At 72.4% G+C, this 19,437-nt stretch carries 19 protein-coding genes; 11 read left to right on the forward strand and 8 right to left on the reverse strand.

Annotated features, from left to right (window positions below):
- The first annotated feature begins 24 nt into the window (after positions 1–24).
- Positions 25–534: a DUF4188 domain-containing protein gene (locus ADK64_RS12840; protein ID WP_053658489.1), complete on the forward strand. Its 510-nt coding sequence runs from the start codon at positions 25–27 to the stop codon at positions 532–534.
- Positions 535–613: 79 nt separating this feature from the next.
- Here ADK64_RS12840 and ndgR read toward each other — a convergent pair whose 3' ends face one another.
- Positions 614–1,330, reverse strand: a complete 717-nt coding sequence (gene ndgR / locus ADK64_RS12845; protein WP_020270051.1) for an IclR family transcriptional regulator NdgR — start codon at positions 1,328–1,330, stop codon at positions 614–616.
- Positions 1,331–1,524: 194 nt separating this feature from the next.
- Between ndgR and leuC the strand changes: the two genes are divergently transcribed.
- The 4 genes from leuC to ADK64_RS12865 all read left to right on the forward strand — a co-directional run bounded on the left by leuC (position 1,525) and on the right by ADK64_RS12865 (position 4,800).
- Entirely contained in the window at positions 1,525–2,949 is a 1,425-nt protein-coding gene (leuC, locus tag ADK64_RS12850; protein ID WP_053658286.1) for a 3-isopropylmalate dehydratase large subunit, read from the forward strand.
- Positions 2,950–2,954: 5 nt separating this feature from the next.
- The gene (gene leuD, locus ADK64_RS12855) at positions 2,955–3,548 is read left to right on the forward strand and encodes a 3-isopropylmalate dehydratase small subunit (protein ID WP_053658288.1); all 594 of its coding nucleotides are present in this window, start codon (positions 2,955–2,957) and stop codon (positions 3,546–3,548) included.
- 240 nt (positions 3,549–3,788) lie between these two features.
- Positions 3,789–4,019: a hypothetical protein gene (locus ADK64_RS12860; RefSeq protein ID WP_053658290.1), complete on the forward strand. Its 231-nt coding sequence runs from the start codon at positions 3,789–3,791 to the stop codon at positions 4,017–4,019.
- 136 nt (positions 4,020–4,155) lie between these two features.
- Positions 4,156–4,800, forward strand: coding sequence for an HU family DNA-binding protein (locus ADK64_RS12865; protein WP_053658292.1), 645 nt, complete (start codon positions 4,156–4,158; stop codon positions 4,798–4,800).
- Between the two features lie 90 nt (positions 4,801–4,890).
- Here ADK64_RS12865 and ADK64_RS12870 read toward each other — a convergent pair whose 3' ends face one another.
- Together ADK64_RS12870 and cofC are read right to left on the reverse strand one after the other, a co-directional pair.
- On the reverse strand, positions 4,891–5,094 hold the full coding sequence (locus ADK64_RS12870) for a hypothetical protein (protein WP_053658293.1): 204 nt from the start codon (positions 5,092–5,094) through the stop codon (positions 4,891–4,893).
- A 130-nt stretch (positions 5,095–5,224) separates the two neighbouring features.
- Positions 5,225–5,863 carry a 2-phospho-L-lactate guanylyltransferase gene (gene cofC, locus ADK64_RS12875; protein WP_053658295.1) on the reverse strand — a complete coding sequence of 213 codons (639 nt, stop codon included), beginning with the start codon at positions 5,861–5,863 and terminating at the stop codon, positions 5,225–5,227.
- Between the two features lie 154 nt (positions 5,864–6,017).
- Here cofC and ADK64_RS12880 point away from each other — a divergent pair, with 154 nt between their 5' ends.
- The 3 genes from ADK64_RS12880 to ADK64_RS12890 all read left to right on the forward strand — a co-directional run bounded on the left by ADK64_RS12880 (position 6,018) and on the right by ADK64_RS12890 (position 9,065).
- Positions 6,018–6,809 (forward strand): lysophospholipid acyltransferase family protein, encoded by a 792-nt coding sequence (locus ADK64_RS12880; protein WP_053658297.1) that lies wholly within the window; start codon positions 6,018–6,020, stop codon positions 6,807–6,809.
- Positions 6,806–7,816 (forward strand): NAD(P)H-dependent glycerol-3-phosphate dehydrogenase, encoded by a 1,011-nt coding sequence (locus ADK64_RS12885; RefSeq protein WP_053658300.1) that lies wholly within the window; start codon positions 6,806–6,808, stop codon positions 7,814–7,816. Before ADK64_RS12880 ends, ADK64_RS12885 begins: the two co-directional genes overlap by 4 nt.
- A gap of 91 nt (positions 7,817–7,907) precedes the next feature.
- Positions 7,908–9,065, forward strand: a complete 1,158-nt coding sequence (locus tag ADK64_RS12890; protein ID WP_053658302.1) for a D-alanine--D-alanine ligase family protein — start codon at positions 7,908–7,910, stop codon at positions 9,063–9,065.
- Between the two features lie 12 nt (positions 9,066–9,077).
- Here ADK64_RS12890 and ADK64_RS12895 read toward each other — a convergent pair whose 3' ends face one another.
- Positions 9,078–9,599: a DUF3515 domain-containing protein gene (locus ADK64_RS12895; protein ID WP_053658304.1), complete on the reverse strand. Its 522-nt coding sequence runs from the start codon at positions 9,597–9,599 to the stop codon at positions 9,078–9,080.
- Between the two features lie 20 nt (positions 9,600–9,619).
- Entirely contained in the window at positions 9,620–9,853 is a 234-nt protein-coding gene (locus tag ADK64_RS12900; protein WP_003997603.1) for an Lrp/AsnC family transcriptional regulator, read from the reverse strand.
- 249 nt (positions 9,854–10,102) lie between these two features.
- Between ADK64_RS12900 and ADK64_RS12905 the strand changes: the two genes are divergently transcribed.
- Together ADK64_RS12905 and thiD are read left to right on the forward strand one after the other, a co-directional pair.
- Positions 10,103–11,068: a thiamine-phosphate kinase gene (locus tag ADK64_RS12905; protein ID WP_053658306.1), complete on the forward strand. Its 966-nt coding sequence runs from the start codon at positions 10,103–10,105 to the stop codon at positions 11,066–11,068.
- Between the two features lie 11 nt (positions 11,069–11,079).
- Positions 11,080–11,871, forward strand: a complete 792-nt coding sequence (thiD, locus tag ADK64_RS12910; protein ID WP_053658308.1) for a bifunctional hydroxymethylpyrimidine kinase/phosphomethylpyrimidine kinase — start codon at positions 11,080–11,082, stop codon at positions 11,869–11,871.
- A 112-nt stretch (positions 11,872–11,983) separates the two neighbouring features.
- Here thiD and rpmB read toward each other — a convergent pair whose 3' ends face one another.
- Positions 11,984–12,169 (reverse strand): 50S ribosomal protein L28, encoded by a 186-nt coding sequence (gene rpmB / locus ADK64_RS12915; protein WP_003993230.1) that lies wholly within the window; start codon positions 12,167–12,169, stop codon positions 11,984–11,986.
- Between the two features lie 259 nt (positions 12,170–12,428).
- On the opposite strand from rpmB, the gene ADK64_RS12920 reads away from it, so the two are divergent.
- Positions 12,429–14,105, forward strand: coding sequence for a DAK2 domain-containing protein (locus tag ADK64_RS12920; RefSeq protein ID WP_053658310.1), 1,677 nt, complete (start codon positions 12,429–12,431; stop codon positions 14,103–14,105).
- Positions 14,106–14,142: 37 nt separating this feature from the next.
- Here the strand turns inward: ADK64_RS12920 and ADK64_RS12925 are convergent, their stop codons facing one another.
- Together ADK64_RS12925 and ADK64_RS12930 are read right to left on the reverse strand one after the other, a co-directional pair.
- Positions 14,143–17,343 (reverse strand): hypothetical protein, encoded by a 3,201-nt coding sequence (locus tag ADK64_RS12925; RefSeq protein WP_053658312.1) that lies wholly within the window; start codon positions 17,341–17,343, stop codon positions 14,143–14,145.
- Positions 17,343–19,220 (reverse strand): HSP90 family protein, encoded by a 1,878-nt coding sequence (locus ADK64_RS12930; protein ID WP_078992631.1) that lies wholly within the window; start codon positions 19,218–19,220, stop codon positions 17,343–17,345. Before ADK64_RS12930 ends, ADK64_RS12925 begins: the two co-directional genes overlap by 1 nt.
- Positions 19,221–19,437 lie beyond the last annotated feature (217 nt).

A 19,437-nucleotide genomic window follows, 5' to 3' on the forward strand; every position in this document is an offset into this window, starting at 1 on the left:
CTCGCCAACGAGGGGGACGTCGTCATGGTGACCCGTACGACCGCCGACGCGAAGGGCGAGGTCGTCGTCCTGTTGATCGGCATGCGCATCAACCGCTTCTGGGCGGTGCACATCTGGCTGCCGGTGATGCTCGCGATGCTCCGCATGCTGCGGGATCTGCGGCGGGAACCCGAGCGGGGTCTGCTCGCCCACGTCCTGCTGACGGCCTCGCCGCGGACGTACTACGTCGTGCAGTACTGGGAGTCCAGGGACAAGCTGTACGGCTACGCGACCGCGTCGGACGCCTTCCACCACAAGGCCTGGGCGCGCCTCAACCGCAAGGAGCGGGACGGGAAGCTGCGGGGGCGGGTCGGCATCTGGCACGAGTCGTACGTCGTGCCCGAAGGGTCGTACGAGGCGATCTACGGAGACATGCCCGCGTTCGGGCTGGCCGCGGCGCACGGGCAGATCCCGCTGCAGAAACGGGGCCGGTATGCGAAGGACCGCTTCGCCTACCGGTCGCAGGGGGCGCCGGTGGCCGAGAAGACCGGCTGACCGGGGGGTCGGGGGAGTGGAGGAGGGCCTGCCGCGGCGTTGAGGCAGGCCCTCCTCCGCATGTCCCGGAGCGGGGTGCTCAGCCTGTGCGGCGCAGGGCCTCCGACAGGCGGCCGGCCGCGTCGATGACGGCCTGGGCGTGCATACGGCCCGGGTGGCGCGTGAGGCGCTCGATGGGGCCGGAGACCGAGACGGCGGCCACCACGCGGTTGGAGGGGCCGCGCACGGGCGCGGAGACGGAGGCGACGCCCGGCTCCCGCTCGCCGATGGACTGGGCCCAGCCGCGGCGTCGTACGCCCGACAGGGCTGTCGCCGTGAAGCGGGCGCCCTGCAGCCCCCGGTGCAGGCGCTCCGGCTCTTCCCAGGCCATCAGGATCTGCGCCGAGGAGCCGGCCTTCATCGTGAGCGTGGAACCCACCGGGACCGTGTCCCGCAGGCCGGACAGGCGTTCCGCCGCGGCCACACAGATGCGCATGTCGCCCTGGCGCCGATAGAGCTGCGCGCTCTCGCCGGTGACGTCGCGGAGGTGGGTGAGCACCGGGCCGGCCGTCGCGAGCAGGCGGTCCTCGCCGGCCGCCGCCGCCAGCTCCGCGAGGCGCGGGCCGAGGATGAAACGGCCCTGCATGTCGCGTGCCACCATGCGGTGATGTTCCAGGGCCACGGCCAGGCGGTGGGCCGTGGGTCGTGCCAGTCCGGTGGCTCCGACCAGACCCGCGAGGGTGGCCGGACCGGACTCCAGAGCGCTCAGGACGAGGGCCGCCTTGTCCAGAACGCCGACGCCGCTACTGTTGTCCATGCAACGATACTCACGTCTCACTCTGTGAAACGCAAGTTCAATTTTCCGTGGAACGCGCCACTCTGGAATCACACAGCGGCCCGCGGACCAACGGGCCCGGTGGCGGACGCCCGGACACACACCTGGGGCGCGGGCGTCTCCTCCTCAAGATCTCTAGTTGGGCCGGTGGACGCTTGCCGGCCGGAGGGAAAGCGATGGGTAGGACACTCGCGGAGAAGGTCTGGGACGACCACGTCGTCCGGCGCGCCGAGGGCGAGCCCGACCTCCTCTACATCGATCTGCACCTGCTGCACGAGGTGACCAGCCCGCAGGCCTTCGACGGGCTGCGCAAGAGCGGCCGGCAGGTGCGCCGGCTCGACCTCACCATCGCGACCGAGGACCACAACACCCCGACCCTCGACATCGACAAGCCCATCGCCGACCCGGTCTCCCGCGCCCAGCTGGAGACGCTGCGCAAGAACTGCGCCGAGTTTGGGGTGCGCCTGCACCCGCTGGGCGACGTCGAGCAGGGCGTCGTGCACGTCGTCGGCCCGCAGCTCGGTCTGACGCAGCCCGGTACGACCGTCGTCTGCGGTGACTCGCACACCTCCACGCACGGCGCCTTCGGGGCGCTCGCGTTCGGCATCGGCACCTCGCAGGTCGAGCATGTGCTGGCCACCCAGACGCTGCCGCTGGTCCGCCCGAAGACCATGGCCATCACCGTCGAGGGCGAGCTGCCCGACGGCGTCACCGCCAAGGACCTGATCCTGGCGATCATCGCCAGGATCGGTACGGGCGGCGGCCAGGGCTACGTCCTGGAGTACCGCGGCTCCGCCATCGAGAAGCTCTCGATGGAGGCCCGCATGACCATCTGCAACATGTCGATCGAGGCCGGCGCCCGCGCGGGCATGATCGCCCCCGACGAGACCACCTTCGCGTATCTGAAGGGCCGCCCGCACGCTCCCGAGGGCGCCGACTGGGACGCCGCGGTGGAGTACTGGAAGACCCTGCGCACCGACGACGACGCGGTCTTCGACGCCGAGGTCGTCATCGATGCCGCCGCGCTGTCGCCGTTCGTCACCTGGGGCACCAACCCCGGCCAGGGCGCGCCGCTTTCGGCGGCCGTCCCCGACCCGGCTTCGTACGAAGACGCATCGGAGCGCTTCGCCGCCGAAAAGGCCCTGGAGTACATGGGGTTGGAGGCCGGTCAGCCGCTGCGCTCCATCAAGGTGGACACGGTCTTCGTAGGCTCCTGCACCAACGGCCGCATCGAGGACCTGCGCGCCGCGGCGGACATCCTGCGCAGCCGCAAAGTCGCCGACGGCGTACGGATGCTGGTCGTCCCGGGCTCCGCGCGGGTGGGTCTGCAGGCCGTCTCCGAGGGCCTGGACGTGGTCTTCAAGGAGGCCGGCGCCGAATGGCGGCACGCGGGCTGCTCGATGTGCCTCGGCATGAACCCCGACCAGCTGGCCCCGGGCGAGCGCTCCGCGTCCACCTCCAACCGCAACTTCGAGGGCCGGCAGGGCAAGGGCGGTCGTACCCACCTGGTGTCGCCGCAGGTCGCGGCCGCGACCGCCGTCCTGGGCCACCTGGCCTCCCCGGCCGACCTGACCGACGTCCCCGCGCCCGCTGGAGTCTGAGAACCATGGAAGCCTTCACCACCCACACCGGCCGGGCCGTCCCGCTGCGCCGCAGCAACGTCGACACCGACCAGATCATCCCTGCTCACTGGCTCAAGAAGGTGACCCGGGACGGTTTCGAGGACGGTCTGTTCGAGGCCTGGCGCAAGGACGAGAACTTCATCCTCAACCGCCCCGAGCGACAGGGTGCAACCGTCCTGGTCGCCGGTCCCGACTTCGGCACCGGATCCTCCCGTGAGCACGCCGTCTGGGCGCTGCAGAACTACGGCTTCAAGACCGTGATCTCCTCCCGCTTCGCGGACATCTTCCGGGGCAACTCGCTGAAGAACGGGCTGCTCACGGTGGTTCTGGAGCAGAAGATCGTGGACGCGCTGTGGGAGCTGACCGAAGCGGACCCGCAGACCGAGATCACCGTCGACCTGGAGAACCGTGAGGTGCGCGCCGCGGGCGTCACCGCCTCCTTCGAGCTGGACGAGAACTCCCGCTGGCGGCTGCTGAACGGCCTGGACGACATCTCCATCACGCTCCAGAACGACGCCGACATCGCCGCCTACGAGACCAAGCGGCCGTCCTACAAGCCACGGACGCTCCAGGTCTGATTTCGGCCACCGCCCCTGCCTTCTGTACCCCCGATCGCCACGATTGGGGGTACAGCCATGTCTGCACCCGAACGGAGCTGCGACTCTCTTACGCGGCGCTCAACTTCCCACGCTATGAAGGGCGTTGCGCGGGTGGATGAGTGCAGTGATCGCCCCCTTCGCAAGTGCCTGGAAGGCCATTTGAGGCGGCAGTTACACCCTGCGCAGGCGACAACTCGCCCCAGATGGCACAATCTGTGCATGGAACACGACGGCCAACTCCAGCTCTATACGGCGGTCGCGAACCAGCTGAAGGAAGCGCATGCAAGGGTGCGCGCACTGCAAGTCCCGGAGGGCGTACGGATGGCGCTGACCCGGAAGCTGCTGGTCATTACGGCCGCGGCCAAGCACGATCTCGCCTCTGCGGCAAGGCGGCTCGAGCGGTTCAACGCGGACCTCGACGCGGGACGGATCCCCGAAGAGGACCGCTGAACAGCCAGAGATCGCCGAGTCCGTTGCGGCACAAGGGTGATAAGCCCGTTTCGTGTTTGATTTGCGGTATATATCTGCCTAACGTGCGAAAAAGCTTGAACACTTTCGTTCTGGCGATGTCTCCGAAGGGGAAGACGTGAACAAGGCGCAGCTCGTAGAAACGATTGCCGACAAGATGGGCGGCCGTCAGCAGGCCGCCGATGCTGTCGACGCGGTCCTGGACGCCATCGTCCGCGCGGTCGTCGCGGGCGACCGGGTCTCGGTCACCGGCTTCGGGTCCTTCGAGAAGGTGGACCGCCCCGCCCGTTACGCCCGTAACCCCCAGACGGGCGAGCGGGTTCGGGTCAAGAAGACCTCTGTGCCGCGCTTCCGCGCCGGTCAGGGCTTCAAGGACCTGGTGAGCGGCTCGAAGAAGCTCCCGCGGGGCGGCGAGGTCGCCGTCAAGAAGGCGCCCAAGGGCAGCCTCACCGGCGGTGGCGCCGCCGCGACCGTCAAGAAGGCCGCGGCGAAGAAGACCACCAAGGCGGCCGCGAAGAAGACCACGGCCAAGAAGGCGACGCCGGCGAAGAAGGTAACGGCGAAGAAGGTCACCGCGAAGAAGGTCACCGCGAAGAAGACGACCGCCAAGAAGACCACGGCGGCCGCCAAGAAGACCGCCACGGCCAAGAAGACCGTCGCCAAGAAGGCCCCGGCCAAGAAGGTCACCGCGAAGAAGGCGCCGGCCAAGAAGTCGACGGCCCGCAAGACCACCGCGAAGAAGGCCACCGCGCGCAAGGCGTAGCCAGGCCGGTCGCAGGGCAACCAGGGCAGGCACTGACGCGCCGGGCCGGACTCCCTCGGGGAGCCCGGCCCGCGGCCTGTGTAAGGGCAGTTACAGGGTCTGAAGGGTTACGAGCGTGATCCGCAGGGCGTCGCCCTCGCCCTCGGTCTCGATCCGTACGCGCTGCCCGGGGCGCAGCAGCAGCAGGCCTCCGGCGTCGAACGCCGCGGTGTCGTACGGCACGGGGGTGCCGTCGTCGAGCAGCACGTGACCGCTGCGGGTCGTCGGGTCGTAGGTGTATGCCGTGGCCTGCATGACGGCCAGCCTAATGCTCGCCGTACGGGTTTTGCCGCGGGGCGCCGGCCGGTCCGCGGTCTGCGGATCATCGTGGCCCGTCGCGCGGTTCCGCGCCCCCAGGGGGCGGCGGTGGGCGACCCGGCGCCCGTCAGGAATCCGGAATCAGCAGACCCGCCGACACCGTTGCCGTGTACGGGCCCACCCCCAGGGCCAGGGCCGCTCGCAGGTCGTCTCCGGTGTCGACGTCCTGGCGTACGGAATCCACCTCGAGCAGCGAGAGTTCCTTCGCGCCCGAGGCCCGGTGGCGGGAACGGGAATCGATGCCGAACGCCGGCTGCAATTCCGCGTCGGGCCCCGCTGTCAGCAATGTGGTGCCCAGTCCCGCCGCATCCGCCAGAAACGCGCGCGGAAACTCGGTCGCCGCGTCCAGTACCAAGGCCAGTTCCGGCGGTCGCAGGGCCGGCAGATCGGCGTTCAGGGCCGCGACGGGGGCTCCGGGGCGAATTCCGCGTACGACGGCCGCGCCGTGCGCCAGGGCGGCGTTCAGGCCGTCCGCCGGGGTGTCCGGGACGATCCGTGCGCCGAGCGCGGCCAGCTCGCGCCCGGCCAGCTCGTCGTCCGTGACGACCGCCACATCCGCCACCGCCGCACACGCCAGCGCCGCAGCCACCGTGTCCTGCGCGAACGCCAGCGCCAGCCCCGGGCGCACCCCGTCCGAGGCCGTGTCCGAGAGCCTGCTCTTGGCCCGTGCCAGGGGCTTCAGGGGGATGACCAAGGTCCACTGCACCGGCGTACCGTCCCTCTCTTGTCGCGCTCATTGTCACCCTGCGCATCCGGGGACACGGAGGGCGGGGCGTACGGTGTTCTCGACAGACCGGCGGCCCGGGGCGACACTTGTGCGGCCCCCGGGCCCGGAGCAAGTCCTAGAGGAAGGTGTCCGCGTGTCCCGCCGCAGAATCGGGTTCTGGTACCGCTTCGCAGCGGTCCTCTGCAAACCGCCACTGGTGGTTCTGATCAAGCGGGACTGGCGTGGAATGGAGAACATTCCGGCCGACGGTGGATTTATCACCGCGGTGAACCACAATTCCCACGTGGACCCCTTCGCGTACGCGCACTATCAGTACAACACCGGACGGGTTCCGCGATTCCTGGCGAAGAGCGGGCTTTTCAGGAAGGGATTCGTCGGCGCCGCCATGCGCGGTACGGGGCAGATCCCCGTCTACCGCGAGTCCACCGACGCCCTCAGCGCCTTCCGGGCCGCGATCGACGCCGTGGAGCGCGGCGAGTGCGTCGCCTTCTACCCCGAGGGCACCCTGACCCGCGACCCGAACGGCTGGCCCATGACCGGCAAGACGGGCGCCGCCCGCGTGGCGCTGCAGACCAAGTGCCCGGTCATCCCGGTCGCCCAGTGGGGCGCCAACGAACTGCTGCCGCCGTACGCCAAGAAGCCGAACCTCTTCCCGCGCAAGACGCATCGCGTGCTCGCGGGCCCGGCCGTGGACCTGTCGCGGTTCTACGACCAGGAGATGACCCCGGACGTGCTGAAGGAGGCCACCGAGGTCATCATGGCGGCCGTCACCCGCCAGCTCGAGGAGATCCGCGGCGAGAAGGCGCCCGAGACGCCCTACGACCCGCGCCGCGAGCGCATCGAACAGCGGCGCCGCACCCAGGCGCAGGGGCAGAGCAAGGAACCGCTGGCGCAGCGCAAGGAACCGGAGGAGCAGGGCAAGTGAGCAAACCTGTGCGGGTGGCGGTCATGGGCACCGGCTCCTGGGGCACCGCCTTCGGCATGGTCCTCGCCGACGCCGGCTGCGAGGTGACCCTGTGGGCCCGCCGCCCCCAGCTGGCCGAGGCGGTCAACTCCACCCGGACCAACCCCGACTATCTGCCCGGCGTGGAACTCCCGGAGAACCTGCGCGCCACCGCGGAGGCGGCCGAGGCGCTGCGGGACGCGGACTTCACCGTCCTCGCCATCCCCTCCCAGACCCTGCGCGAGAACCTCGCCGAGTGGACCCCGCTGCTCGCCGCGAACACCGTCCTCGTCTCCCTGATGAAGGGCGTCGAACTCGGCTCCGCCATGCGGATGAGCGAGGTCATCGAGGACGTCGCCAAGGTCGGCGCCGATCGCATCGCGGTCGTCACCGGGCCCAACCTGGCCCGTGAGATCGCCGCCCGCATGCCCGCCGCGGCCGTCGTCGCCTGCACCGACGAGGCCGTCGCCCGGCGCCTGCAGGCCGCCTGTCACACGCCGTACTTCCGGCCGTACACGGAGACCGACGTGGTCGGCTGCGAGCTGGGCGGTGCCGTGAAGAACGTCATCGGGCTCGCCGTCGGCATCGCGGACGGCATGGGGCTCGGCGACAACGCCAAGGGCTCGCTCATCACCCGCGGCCTCGCCGAGACCGCGCGGCTCGGTGTGGCGCTCGGCGCCGACCCGCTGACCTTCTCCGGACTCGCGGGCCTCGGCGACCTGGTGGCCACCTGCTCCTCGCCGCTGTCCCGCAACCACACCTTCGGCACCAACCTCGGCAAGGGCATGACCCTGCAGGAGACCATCGCGGTCACCAGGCAGACCGCCGAGGGCGTCAAGTCCTGCGAGTCCGTGCAGGATCTGGCCCGCCGGCACGGTGTCGACATGCCCATCGCCGAGACGGTCGTCGCCATCGTGCACGAGGGCAAGTCGCCCGTGACCGCCGTCAAGGAACTGATGTCGCGCAGCGCGAAGCCTGAACGACGCTGAGCGACGTTGAGCGAACCCGCCCGTTTTCGCGCGTTCCCGGGCGGAGCCGACGCTGTATCCGGGCTCTACCAACGGGTACTCTCGACGCGATATGAGCACCGAGAACCTTCCCCAGAGCCCTGAGCAGCCGTCGCGGAAGCCGCGTGTGGCCGTCGTGTTCGGCGGGCGCAGCTCCGAACACGGGATCTCCGTGGTCACCGCCGGCGCCGTCCTCGCCGCCATCGACCGCACCAAGTACGACGTGCTGCCGATCGGCATCACGCGGGAGGGCCGCTGGGCGCTCACCGCCGACGAGCCGGAGCGCATGGCGATCACCGAACGCCGCACCCCCTGCGTCGAGGACCTCGCGGAGTCGCACGAGGGCGGCGTGGTGCTCCCCGTCGACCCCGCGATCCGCGAGGTCGTCTACAGCGAGCCCGGCTCCGTGCCCAAGGCGCTCGGCGAGGTCGACGTGGTCTTCCCGGTGCTGCACGGCCCCTACGGCGAGGACGGCACCCTCCAGGGCCTCCTGGAGCTGTCCGGGGTGCCCTACGTGGGCGCCGGTGTGCTCGCCTCGGCCGTCGGCCAGGACAAGGAGTACATGAAGCGGGTCTTCACCTCCTTCGGACTCAAGGTCGGCCCGTACGTGGTGATCCGCCCCCGCGAGTGGGCGCAGGACCAGTCCGCCGCCCGCAAGAAGATCATCGACTTCGCCGGTGAGCACGGCTGGCCGCTGTTCGTGAAGCCCGCGCGCGCGGGCTCGTCGATCGGCATCACCAAGGTCGACGACCTCTCCGGCCTGGACGAGGCGATCGCCGAGGCCCAGTCGCACGACCCGAAGATCCTCGTCGAGGCCGCTCTGCGGGGCCGCGAGATCGAGTGCGGCGTCCTGGAGTTCGAGGACGGCCCGCGCGCCTCCGTACCGGCCGAGATCCCGCCGCCGCAGACGCACGCGTACTACGACTTCGAGGCCAAGTACATCGACTCCACGCCCGGCGTCGTCCCGGCCCCGCTCACCGGGGAGCAGACGGCCGAGGTCCGGCGGCTCGCGGTGGAGGCGTTCGAGGCGGTGTCCTGCGAGGGACTGGTCCGCGCGGACTTCTTCCTCACCGAGGACGGCGAGTTCGTGATCAACGAGGTCAACACCCTGCCCGGCTTCACGCCGATCTCGATGTACCCGCAGATGTGGCAGGCCACCGGGGTCGGCTACGCCGAGCTGATCGACCGCCTGGTGCAGGCGGCGCTGCGCCGCTCCACCGGACTGCGCTGAGCGGCCGGCAGGTCAGCCGCGCATGGAGGCGATCCCCTTGGGGATCGCCTTCTTCACGGCCGCGGCGAGATCCGCGAGCACCGCGGTGCCCTCCTCCTGCGCGGACATGCCCTTGGGCAGGCCGATCTGCACATAGGCGACGCGGTTGGCCGTGGTGAACCGCCAGGTGCCGTCGCCCTGCTTCTCCATCAGCCAGTCGACGCCGTCCACCCCGCCCGCGATCGCGTCGGGGTCGTCCCCGTTGGCCACCTTCGGGTCGATCATCTTCGGCGGCCGTACGACACCGCAGCGCAGTATGATCGCCGGGCTTCCCCAGCCCGCCGTGTAGGCGGACCGGGGCTCGGGGTCGTCACGGCTCCGTCCGTCGAGCTTCTGCGGCAGCACCTTGTGCAGTTCCCGGCACACCGGGGCTGTCTTCGCGTCGGGGGTGGGAACCGCCACCGGCGCGCTGTCGTCTGCCGAGGAGCAGCCCGCGACCGCGATCAGCAGCGCGGGCGCGAGCAGGCCGAGGGGCCGGTGACGGAAGATGTTCACCGGCCAAGCGTAGACGGGGGCTACAGATGCACGACCGGACAGGTCAGGGTGCGCGTGATGCCGTCCACTTGCTGGACCTTCGCGACCACCATGCGACCGAGGTCGTCGACCGTGTCGGCCTGGGCGCGCACGATGACATCGTACGGACCCGTCACGTCCTCGGCCTGGATCACTCCAGGGATCTTGCTGATCGTCTCGGCGACGGTCGACGCCTTGCCGACCTCCGTCTGGATCAGGATGTACGCCTGTACCACGGAACCTCCAGGGCGGCCACGAGGATCATGTGGGGAAAAGGAACGCCACGGTATCGCGTTGCCGCTCCCCGAGGGGAGACCTGCGGGAACCGGGCTTGCGCGCCAGGGTGCAGGCACGACGGAAGTTGACGGGTCACTTCGACCGTGACGGTGGTCATCCAGACCGCGGCGACGGTCACCTCGACCGTATCGGGGACACTGATGACGCGCGAGTGGGCACGGCAAGGCAGAGAAGGGGAGTCAAGGGAAATGAAGGGCACTGTTGGTGAGCTCGGGGAATTCGGGCTCATCAGGGAGCTCACCTCCCGTCTCACCACCACCCCGGCGGTGCGGGTCGGCCCCGGCGACGACGCCGCGGTGGTCGCCGCGCCGGACCGGCGCGTGGTGGCGAGCACCGACATCCTGCTGGAGGGGCGGCACTTCCGCCGCGACTGGTCCACGGCCTACGACGTCGGACGCAAGGCGGCCGCCCAGAACCTCGCCGACATCGCCGCGATGGGCGCCGTGCCGACCGCGCTGCTGCTCGGCCTGGTCGTCCCGGCCGAACTCCCGGTGACCTGGCCGAGCGAGCTGATGGACGGCCTGCGCGACGAGTGCCAGGTCGCGGGCGCCTCCGTGGTCGGCGGGGACGTCGTACGCGGGGACACGATCATGGTGTCGATCACCGCGCTCGGCGATCTGCGCAACCAGGAGCCGGTCACGCGCGCGGGTGCCCAGCCCGGCGATCTGGTGGCCGTCACGGGCTGGCTGGGCTGGTCCGCGGCCGGGTACGCGGTCCTCTCCCGGGGCTTCCGCTCGCCGCGCGCCTTCGTGGAGGCGCACCGCCGCCCCGAACCGCCGTACCACGCGGGCCCGGCCGCGGCGGGGCTCGGCGCGACCGCGATGTGCGACGTGAGCGACGGGCTGATCGCCGACCTCGGGCACATCGCCGAGGCCAGCAAGGTCCGTATCGACATCCGCTCCGGAGCGATCGACATCCCGACCCAGATGAACGACATCGGGCAGGCCGTCGGCGTCGACCCGCTCCAGTGGGTGCTGAGCGGGGGAGAGGACCACGCGATCGTCGCGACCTTCCCGCCGGACGTGAAGCTGCCGGCCCGCTGGAAGGTCATCGGCGAGGTCCTCAACCCCTCCGCGCTGCCCCAGGTGACCGTCGACGGGGCGCCCTGGACCAGCAAGGGCGGCTGGGACCACTTCGGGGACATCGAGTCGTGAGCGCGCCGCGTGTGCCTCCCCGTGTGCTGACGGTGGCCGGCTCGGACTCCGGCGGCGGCGCCGGCATCCAGGCCGACCTGAAGACGATGCTGGCGCTCGGCGTGCACGGCATGAGCGTGATCACGGCCGTGACCGCGCAGAACTCGCTGGGCGTCCAGGGCGCCTGGGAGCTGCCCGCGGAGGCCGTACGGGCGCAGTACCGCAGCGTCGTGGACGACATCGGCGTCCAGGCCGTGAAGACCGGCATGCTGGCCTCGGCGGAACTGGTCGAGGCGGTCGCCGAGTTGATCTCCGGCACGGACGCGCCGGCCGTGGTGGACCCGGTGGGCGTCTCCAAGCACGGCGACCCGCTGCTGGCCGCCTCCGCGCTCGAGTCCGTACGGACGAAGCTGCTCCCGGCGGCCACGGTCGCCACCCCGAACCTCGACGAAGTGGCCCAACTCACAGGGGTGTGCGTCGAGTCGGAGGACGATCTACGACGGGCCGCGGCGGCCGTGCTGGAGTACGGGCCGCGCTGGGTGCTGATCAAGGGCGGGCACCTGCCCGGGAACGCCGACGCCGTGGATCTGCTCACGGACGGCTCCGCGGAGCGCTGGCTGAGGGCCCCGCGCCACGACAACCGGCACACCCACGGCACGGGCTGCACGCTCGCCTCCGCGATCGCGTGCGGGCTGGCGAAGGGGCTGGCCGTACCGGAGGCCGTCACGGCGGCCAAGGAGTACGTCACCGGGGCGATCGCGGCCGGCTTCGCGCTGGGCGCGGGGATCGGGCCGGTGGATCACGGCTGGCGCTTGCGCGGTTGATGCCCGGCTACGGCCTCGGGCACGGCCCCGGGCACGGCAAAAAGCCGGTCCACCAGAGGTGGACCGGCTCTGTGCAGCGAACCAGGCAGTGGCCGCGCGCTCAGCTGTAGCGTCAGCGCGAGACCTTGCCGGCCTTGATGCACGAGGTGCAAGCGTTCACGCGCTTCGGCGTCCCGCCGACCACGGTACGCACACGCTGGATGTTCGGGTTCCAGCGGCGGGACGTACGGCGGTGCGAGTGCGAGATGTTGTTGCCGAAGCCCGGCCCCTTGCCGCAGACGTCGCAGTTGGCAGCCACGGGTCACTCCAAAGACTTCAGATGCACTTACGGTTGATCCCGGCATGCCGGGGATCGAGATCGTACGACCTGAATCTGAGTGGCGGTGCCAGGGGGAATGGCCCGATCGGGATCGGGCAACCGGAGCAGCATACAACGACTGCGTCCGTACAACGAAACTACCATGGCAGATCAGGGCCCCGCTCCCGGCCCTCTTCCGGTGGGCACCGGATCGGGGTCTACGCTGCGACCCACGTCCAGCCAGCTCAGGGAGGCGCAGGTGGCGCAGGTGCCGCAGACATTCTTCGATGCTCTCGCGGTACGCACCTGGTGCGGTCTGGCGCTCGGCGCACTGGGGCAGGCCCGCGAGGAGATCGACGCGATCAACGTCTACCCGGTGGCCGACGGGGACACCGGCACGAACCTCTACCTCACCCTGGAATCGGCGGCTACGGCCGTGGAGGCGGTGTTCGCCGGGTACGAGACGGGCGCAGGCGAGCCGTCCCTCGCGGACGCCGTGCACGCGATGGCCCACGGGGCGCTGATCGGCGCTCGGGGCAACTCCGGGACGATCCTCGCGCAGCTGCTGCGGGGGATGGCCCAGGTGCTCTCCGACGACTCCGGGCACGAGAGGCCCCGCATCGACGGTGCCGGGCTGCGGCGGGCGCTGCGCCGGGCCGCCGACTCCGCCCGGCAGGCCGTGGCCCACCCCGTCGAGGGCACGGTGCTGACGGTCGCCTCGGCCGCCGCCGACGCCGCCGAGCGGGCCGAGGGCGACTGCGGCGCCGTCGCGCGGGCGGCCCACGAGGGCGCGCGGGCGGCCCTGGTGGCGACTCCGGGCCAGCTGGAGGTGCTCGGCCGGGCCGGGGTGGTCGACGCGGGCGGACGCGGCCTCGTGGCGGTGCTGGGCGCGCTGGTGGAGGCGTTCACGGGGGAGCCGGTCCGCGAGAACGCGCGCGCGGCGGCAGCCGTCGCACACGCGCGCGTGGCGGCCGTTTCCGACGCGGGCCCGTGCGCCGACGGGAGCGGCAACGGCGATCCGGCCTACGAGGTGATCTATCTCCTGGAGGCCGACGACACCGCCGTGACCCGGCTGCGGGAGCGCCTCGACGCCCTCGGCGACTCCCTGGTCGTGGTCGGCGGCGACGGGCTGTGGAACGTCCATGTGCACGTCGACGACGCGGGCGCCGCCGTGGAGGCGGGCGTGGAGGCCGGGCGGCCGTACCGGATCCGGATCACGCACTTCGGGCTCGGGGACGTGCACACCGGGCGCGGGCGGCCCCCACGACAGCGCGTCCAGCGGGCCGTCGTCGCCGTCGTGCCCGGCGAGGGCCTGGCCGGGCTGTACACCGAGGCCGGCGCCACGGCCGTCCTCGCGCGCCCCGGGGAGCCGCCCGCCAGCGGGGAACTGGTGCAGGCCGTACGGCGGGCCCACGCGCGCGAGGTCGTCCTGCTGCCCAACGACGCCGAGCTGCGCCACACGGCCGCCGCGGCCGCCGAGCAGGCCCGTGCCGAGGGCATCCGCGTGGCCCTGATCCCGACCCGCTCGGCGGTCCAGGGCATCGCCGCGCTCGCCGTGCACGAGCCGGGACGCCGGTTCGACGAGGACGTCGTCCAGATGACCTCGGCGGCGGGCGCCACCCGGTACGCCGAGGTCGTCGTCGCCGAGCACCAGTCCTGGACGACGGCCGGCATCTGCCAGGCCGGCGACGTCCTCGGGCTGATCGACGGCGACGTGGCGGTGATCGGCCCCGACGTCACCGCCACCGCCGTCACCGTCCTGGACCGGATGCTCCAGGCCGGCGGTGAGCTGGTCACCCTCGTCGTCGGCGACGAGGCCCCCGAGGCCGTCGCCGAGCATCTGGAGGCACGCGTCCGGGAGTCCTACCTCGCCGTGGACACGGTGGTGTACCGGGGCGGCCGGCAGGGCGCGCTGCTGCTCATCGGCGTGGAGTGAGCGGCGGGATGATCAGCGGGGTGCGCACGCGCGGGGCTCACTGCTCGAGCTCCAGCATCTGGGCGGCCTCCACCCGCCGGGCCCGGACCGTCCCGTCCTCGTCGCCGGCGTCCTCGTAGGCCGCGAGCACGGCACGCGCGCGTGCGGCCGCCTCGCCGGGCCGGCCGAGGTCCGCCTCCAGCCAGCCCGCGGCGAGTTCGGCGCCGGTACGGCTGTGCAGCCCGTCCGCGCCGAGCGTGCCGAACAGCGCGGACGCCCGGTCCATCTGGACCAGCGCCGCCTCGAACGCGGCCTGGATCACGGCGTCTTCGGCCTCCTCCGCCTCCTCGGTCGCCGAGCGGGCCAGCAGGTCGCCGAACTGGCGGTGCGTGGCACCCAGTTCGGCCGTGAGCTGCTCCCGGGCCACCGGGTCCGCCGCGGCCTCCAGCGCGCCCTCGCACCCACGCACCGCCTCCGCCATCAGCCCACGCGCCTCCTGCGCGCCCGCCTCCCCGCGCAGCGCCAGCCACGCGCGGGCGCGCAGCGAGCGGACGAGGAACTGCGGGTTGCCCAGCGCCCGCCACAGCGCTCCCGCGCGCGCGTAGGCCTGTTCCGCCTCCTCCAGCAGACCGGCGCTGCCCAGGGACTCGGCGGCAAGGTGGGCGAGCGTGGCGTGGTCCTGCTGCTCGGGCCAGTGCCGGGCGAACTCGGCCGCCCGCAGCCGTCGTTCGGCGGCCGCCCGGTGATCACCCAGCTCGCTCAGACAGTCGCCGAGCCACCACAGCGCCTGTACGACAGCCTCGTCGCCGTGCGTCCGGGCGGACAGGTCGGCCAGGGCCGACTCCAGCACCTCGGCGGCCTCCGCGCAGCGGCCCTGGCGCAGCAGGAAGCCGCCCAGCTGCTGCCGCGCCCAGGCGCCCAGCGTGCCGCTCTCACCCGCCTCGTCGGCCCAGTGCGCGGCCTGGAGGGCCTGTTCGGCGGCCTCGACGACCTCACCGCGCCCGCCGACGACCTCGGCGAGCTGGAGATGCAGCTGGGCCCGCCCGACCGGCTCCACGTACGGTCCGCCGTACTCCAGGGCGGACCGCAGCGCGTGCTCGGCCCCGGCGGGGTCGCCCGCCTGCTGGGCCAGGGCCGCCACCTGCACCTGGTACTCCACGGCGAACCACGGGATCCCGGCAGCCACGTAGCCGGCGGCCGCCTCGCGGAACAGCTCCGCGGCCCGCCCGGCGTCCCCGCGAAGCCCCGCCAGCTCGGCGAGCATCGCCCGCGCCTCCGCGGCCCGGGCGGCCAGCCGCACGTCGTCCGCGCCCCGCCCGTCGACAAGAGCGAGCACCTCACGCACGGCCTGCCCGGCCCGGACCGCGGCATCCGCCCGCGGCCCGCCCAGGACCGACCCGGACCCTCCTGACCGGCCCCCCGGTCCGTCCGGCTCCGCACCCTGTGGCCCAGCGGAAACGGTTCCCTCCGGCTCCGGCCCGCCTGAAGCGGCTCCCTCCGGCAGGGCCCTGCCGGGTACCGGTTCCCCGGGCGCCGCCGCGTCCGGCGTCGCACCCTCCGCAACCACCTCGCGCCGCACCGGCTCGTCCGGCTCCGGCCCACCGGAAACAGACCCTTCGCGCACCGCCCCGCCCGGCGACGAGTCCTCGGCCGCCGCCTCGAACACGGCCCCCTCGTGCACGCCCCGCATCAGGACGCGGGCCCGGCTCATCGCCACCGACGCCGTCTGCCGTACCCCGGTGCCCTCGTCGGCGTACAGCGCGAGGATCTCGTCGTACAGGTCCGTGACCGTGACCAGGGCCGTGTCCACCTCGCCCGTCAGCGCGCGGACGTACGCTCCACGCGCGCGTGCCGCCAGCGCCTCGCCGGGGTCGCCCGCCTCCGCGTACAGCGCGGCCGCCCGTGCGAACAGCTCGATGCCCTCGGGGCCGCGGGCCATCGCCTCATGGTCGGTGATCTCCGCGCGGTCGCGCGGCTCCAGTCCCACGCACTCCACGCCCTGCGCGGCCCGCGCGACCGCCGCCCAGGCCTGCAGCGCGTGCGGGCGCAGTGACTCCGACAGCCGCCGTGCCTCGGTGAGCAGGGCGGCCAGGTCGGGCGCGCCCGGGGCCTCGGGCGCCGGGGGCGCGGGCGGCGGCGCGCTGCGCACCGTACGCACCCCCAGCGGCAGGCGCTCCGCCAGCGGCCGCTGTGCCATACGCGCGCGTGCCCGGTCGCCGACGTACGACGTGCCGTTGCGCCGGTCGAAGCGCTCGGCCAGTTCCAGAGTCTTCGCGCGCGCGTGGACGGCGAGTTCGCGCGCCGTCCAGGTCCGCCCGGCCGGACCCGGCACCCGCCGGCCGTCGAGCCCCAGCCCGGTCAGCCGGTCCATCAGCAGCGTCACCGCGGCCAGGAAGTCGAGCCGGCTGCGCGGCTGCCCGGTGTCCGTGAAGTACGCCGGCCGCTCGGCGAGCAGCTCCAGACCGCGCGCCTCGTTGCCGGTCAGCGCGCAGAACTCCACATGGTCGGCGTACGCACCGCGCATCGACTCCAGCGGGCGGACGAGACGCAAACCCCGCAGGTGGTTGGCGCGGGCCTCGTCCGTCCGGCCCAGGCGCAGCAGCGGCCGCAGCGACGACGCCAGCACGGTGTGCGGTTCGTGCGCGCAGCTGTACTCGTCCTCCAGCACCGGCCGCCACAGCTCGATCGCCTCGGCGTCCCGGCCGCACTCGATGTGCCAGGTGCCCTGCCCGTGCAGCTCGCAGGCGTGGCAGTCGGCCATCGAGTCCCGGTCGGCGGCCAGCCATGCCGCGTACGCCCGCTCGGCGCGCGCCAGGTCCCCGATGTGCGCGGCCACGCTGAACTCGGCGCTGCGCACGGCCCGTTCGGAGTGCCCGGCGAGCCGGTAGCGGTACGCCATCTCGCCGAGCCACTTCTCGATCGAGGCGAGCGGGACGTGCGGCTGGTCCAGCATGCCCGCCGAGACCCACTTGAAGACCCAGTGCAGCGAGTGGGCCTCGTACGCGTCGAAGTCCCCGGGCCGTTCGTCCCACAGGCGCAGCAGCCGCGCGAACGGGACGAACATCTTGTCCTTCTCGGAGCTGTAGTTGTAGACCTTCAGCTGGTGTCCGAGCGCCTCGATCACGGCGAGCGGGACGTTCAGCCGCTCGGCGTCGGCGAGCAGTTGCTCCGCGCGCGCGTTGCGGGCGGGCCCCTCGGGCTGTTCGGAGTTCTCCGCCATCGCCCGGCGCAGCGCGTCGAAGTCCGCGATGTCACCCATCAGCGACCGTTCTCCCCCTGTGTGGAATCCCCGTATGCGGAGTCCCCGCTGGAATCCCCGTGTGTGGCCCACTCCAGCAGGCCGGTGAACGCCCGGTTGAGCAGCGCCGAGTCGCCCGGCCGCAGCGGGCGCCGCGCCATCAGCAGGGCCTGGCCGTACAGCGACTCGGTGGCGGTGCCGATCAGTTCCGGATCCTTCAGTGCACCGATCCGCCGCACCAGCGGGCTGAGATGGTTGAGCACCAGACGCGCGCGTGGGGCGCCGCCGCGCAGCGAGCCCAGGATGCCCGCCCACAGGTCGTCGGCCTGCTCCTCGGCGGCCGCGCGTGCCTGCTCGTGCCGGGCGGCCCGGTCGTCCAGGTGCAGCGCGGGCACCGACAGCGGACGGAAGGTCCGCAGGGCGACGTCACAGCCCAGCGGGTCCAGCCTCGCCCGCGCGGCCGCCAGGAAGCCCGACAGCGCCAGCTCCTCGGCCGGATCCACCGCGTCCAGGTGCGCGGTCACGGTGTCCGCGTCCAGCTCGGCGACCACCGTCCCCGGCCGCACCGACGCCAGCGCCTCGACCAGCTCGCTGTCGTACGTGTAGCCGCCGTTGACCACGCCCACGCCCTGTGCGGCCGCGATCGGCGCGACCTGCCGGTACTCCTCGACGGTCCGCGTGAAGTGCACCACCGGGTGCCGCCGCGCGAACTCCTCCAGGGACAGCTGTCCGTCGGTCGTCTCGAACGGCAGCCACGGCAGCATCGTGCGCAGCATGTCGCCGTCGTGCCGGGCGAGGGATTTGGCGCCCAGGTGGTGCACGGCGAGGAAGGCCGTCAGCCGCTCCGGATCACCGGCGGCGAGCCCGGTCAGCCAGGACCGGATCCGCGCACCCAGGGCGTCCCGTACGGCGGCCAGCGTCTCGTCCTCGTACAGCGACTCGCGCGAGGCCGTGGGCCGCAGACTGTCGGTGTCCAGCACGCAGCGCACGAAGAACGCCCAGTCCGGCAGCAGCTGTTCGGCCCGCTCGGTCAGCAGCATGCCCTTCAGATGCACCCGGTGCGTCGCCCGCCGGGCCGGACCGACCGCCGTCGGCAGCACGTACGCCACCCCGCGGACCCCGGCCAGCGGCACGGCCAGGTCGATCGAGTCCAGCGGTGTGAACCCGAACAGCTCGTGACAGTGCCGGGCCAGCGCCACCCGGCGCGCGGCGGGACTCGGATACGGCCGGTCCCAGGGCGCGGGCAGCTCGGTGACCGCCTCCTCGCCCACCCGGACGTCGTACGGCAGCAGCGCGCCGAAGTCCCGGGCCAGGGCCAGGACGCGTTCGGGCGTGAACCACTCGGCGGCGCCCGCGCGCGCGGTGAGGTACACGGTGGTGCCGGGCTCGGGCCGCGCCGAGCCGTCCAGCGTGCGCACGGTGTACGACCCGTCGTCGCTCGCCGTCCACTCGACCGGCGGCGCGCCGGGCGTGCGGGCGCTGCGGCTGACCACGCGGATCCGCTCGGCGACCACGAAGCAGGCGAGCAGGCCGATGCCGAACTGGCCGAGGAAGCCGGACCGCGCCTCCCGCAGACTGTCGGCCCGCTTGGAGCTGCGCCCGATGGTCGCCAGCAGCGTGTGCACGTCCGACTCGGTGAGACCGACGCCGCTGTCCTCCACCCGCAGCCCGCCGTCCGCCGTGTACAGCCGGACCAGCGCCGGGGCGTCCGGCTCCGCGGCCCGCCGGGCGGTGACGGCGTCGACCGCGTTCTGCAGCAGTTCGCGCAGATAGACCCTGGGGCTGGAGTCGAGGTGATGGGAGAGCAGGTCCACCAGACCGCGCAGGTCGACCTGGAACGTGTGAGGTGAGTGGGGTGACCGGGATGCCTGGGATGACTGTGAGGTCTGGGAGTCCATCGTCACTGCGCCGGCGGGGGGAGCGCGTGCGGCGCGGGGTCGGGCGGTCCCGCAAGGGGGGCGGTGACCGCGGAAAGGAGGGCCGGAGCGCGCCATCCTAGGGCCGGATCAGCGCACCTGACCAGGGGTTTCCCGGATGTTCACGGGGCCAGGGAAGGAATCCGCGGCGCAGCGCCCGCTCCGTATGCCAGGGCGGTGCCACGGCATTGTCAGTGCA

Source organism: Streptomyces sp. MMG1121 (assembly GCF_001280015.1).
Taxonomy (GTDB): domain Bacteria; phylum Actinomycetota; class Actinomycetes; order Streptomycetales; family Streptomycetaceae; genus Streptomyces.

Coding starts and splice junctions, on each gene's coding strand:
- ADK64_RS12840 (WP_053658489.1), top strand. CDS start 25: ATGGTGACCCGTACGACCGCCGACGCGAAGGGCGAGGTCGTCGTCCTG.
- ndgR (WP_020270051.1), bottom strand. CDS start 1,330: ATGGACAACAGTAGCGGCGTCGGCGTTCTGGACAAGGCGGCCCTCGTC.
- leuC (WP_053658286.1), top strand. CDS start 1,525: ATGGGTAGGACACTCGCGGAGAAGGTCTGGGACGACCACGTCGTCCGG.
- leuD (WP_053658288.1), top strand. CDS start 2,955: ATGGAAGCCTTCACCACCCACACCGGCCGGGCCGTCCCGCTGCGCCGC.
- ADK64_RS12860 (WP_053658290.1), top strand. CDS start 3,789: ATGGAACACGACGGCCAACTCCAGCTCTATACGGCGGTCGCGAACCAG.
- ADK64_RS12870 (WP_053658293.1), bottom strand. CDS start 5,094: ATGCAGGCCACGGCATACACCTACGACCCGACGACCCGCAGCGGTCAC.
- ADK64_RS12890 (WP_053658302.1), top strand. CDS start 7,908: ATGAGCACCGAGAACCTTCCCCAGAGCCCTGAGCAGCCGTCGCGGAAG.
- ADK64_RS12905 (WP_053658306.1), top strand. CDS start 10,103: ATGAAGGGCACTGTTGGTGAGCTCGGGGAATTCGGGCTCATCAGGGAG.
- ADK64_RS12925 (WP_053658312.1), bottom strand. CDS start 17,343: ATGGGTGACATCGCGGACTTCGACGCGCTGCGCCGGGCGATGGCGGAG.
- ADK64_RS12930 (WP_078992631.1), bottom strand. CDS start 19,220: ATGGACTCCCAGACCTCACAGTCATCCCAGGCATCCCGGTCACCCCAC.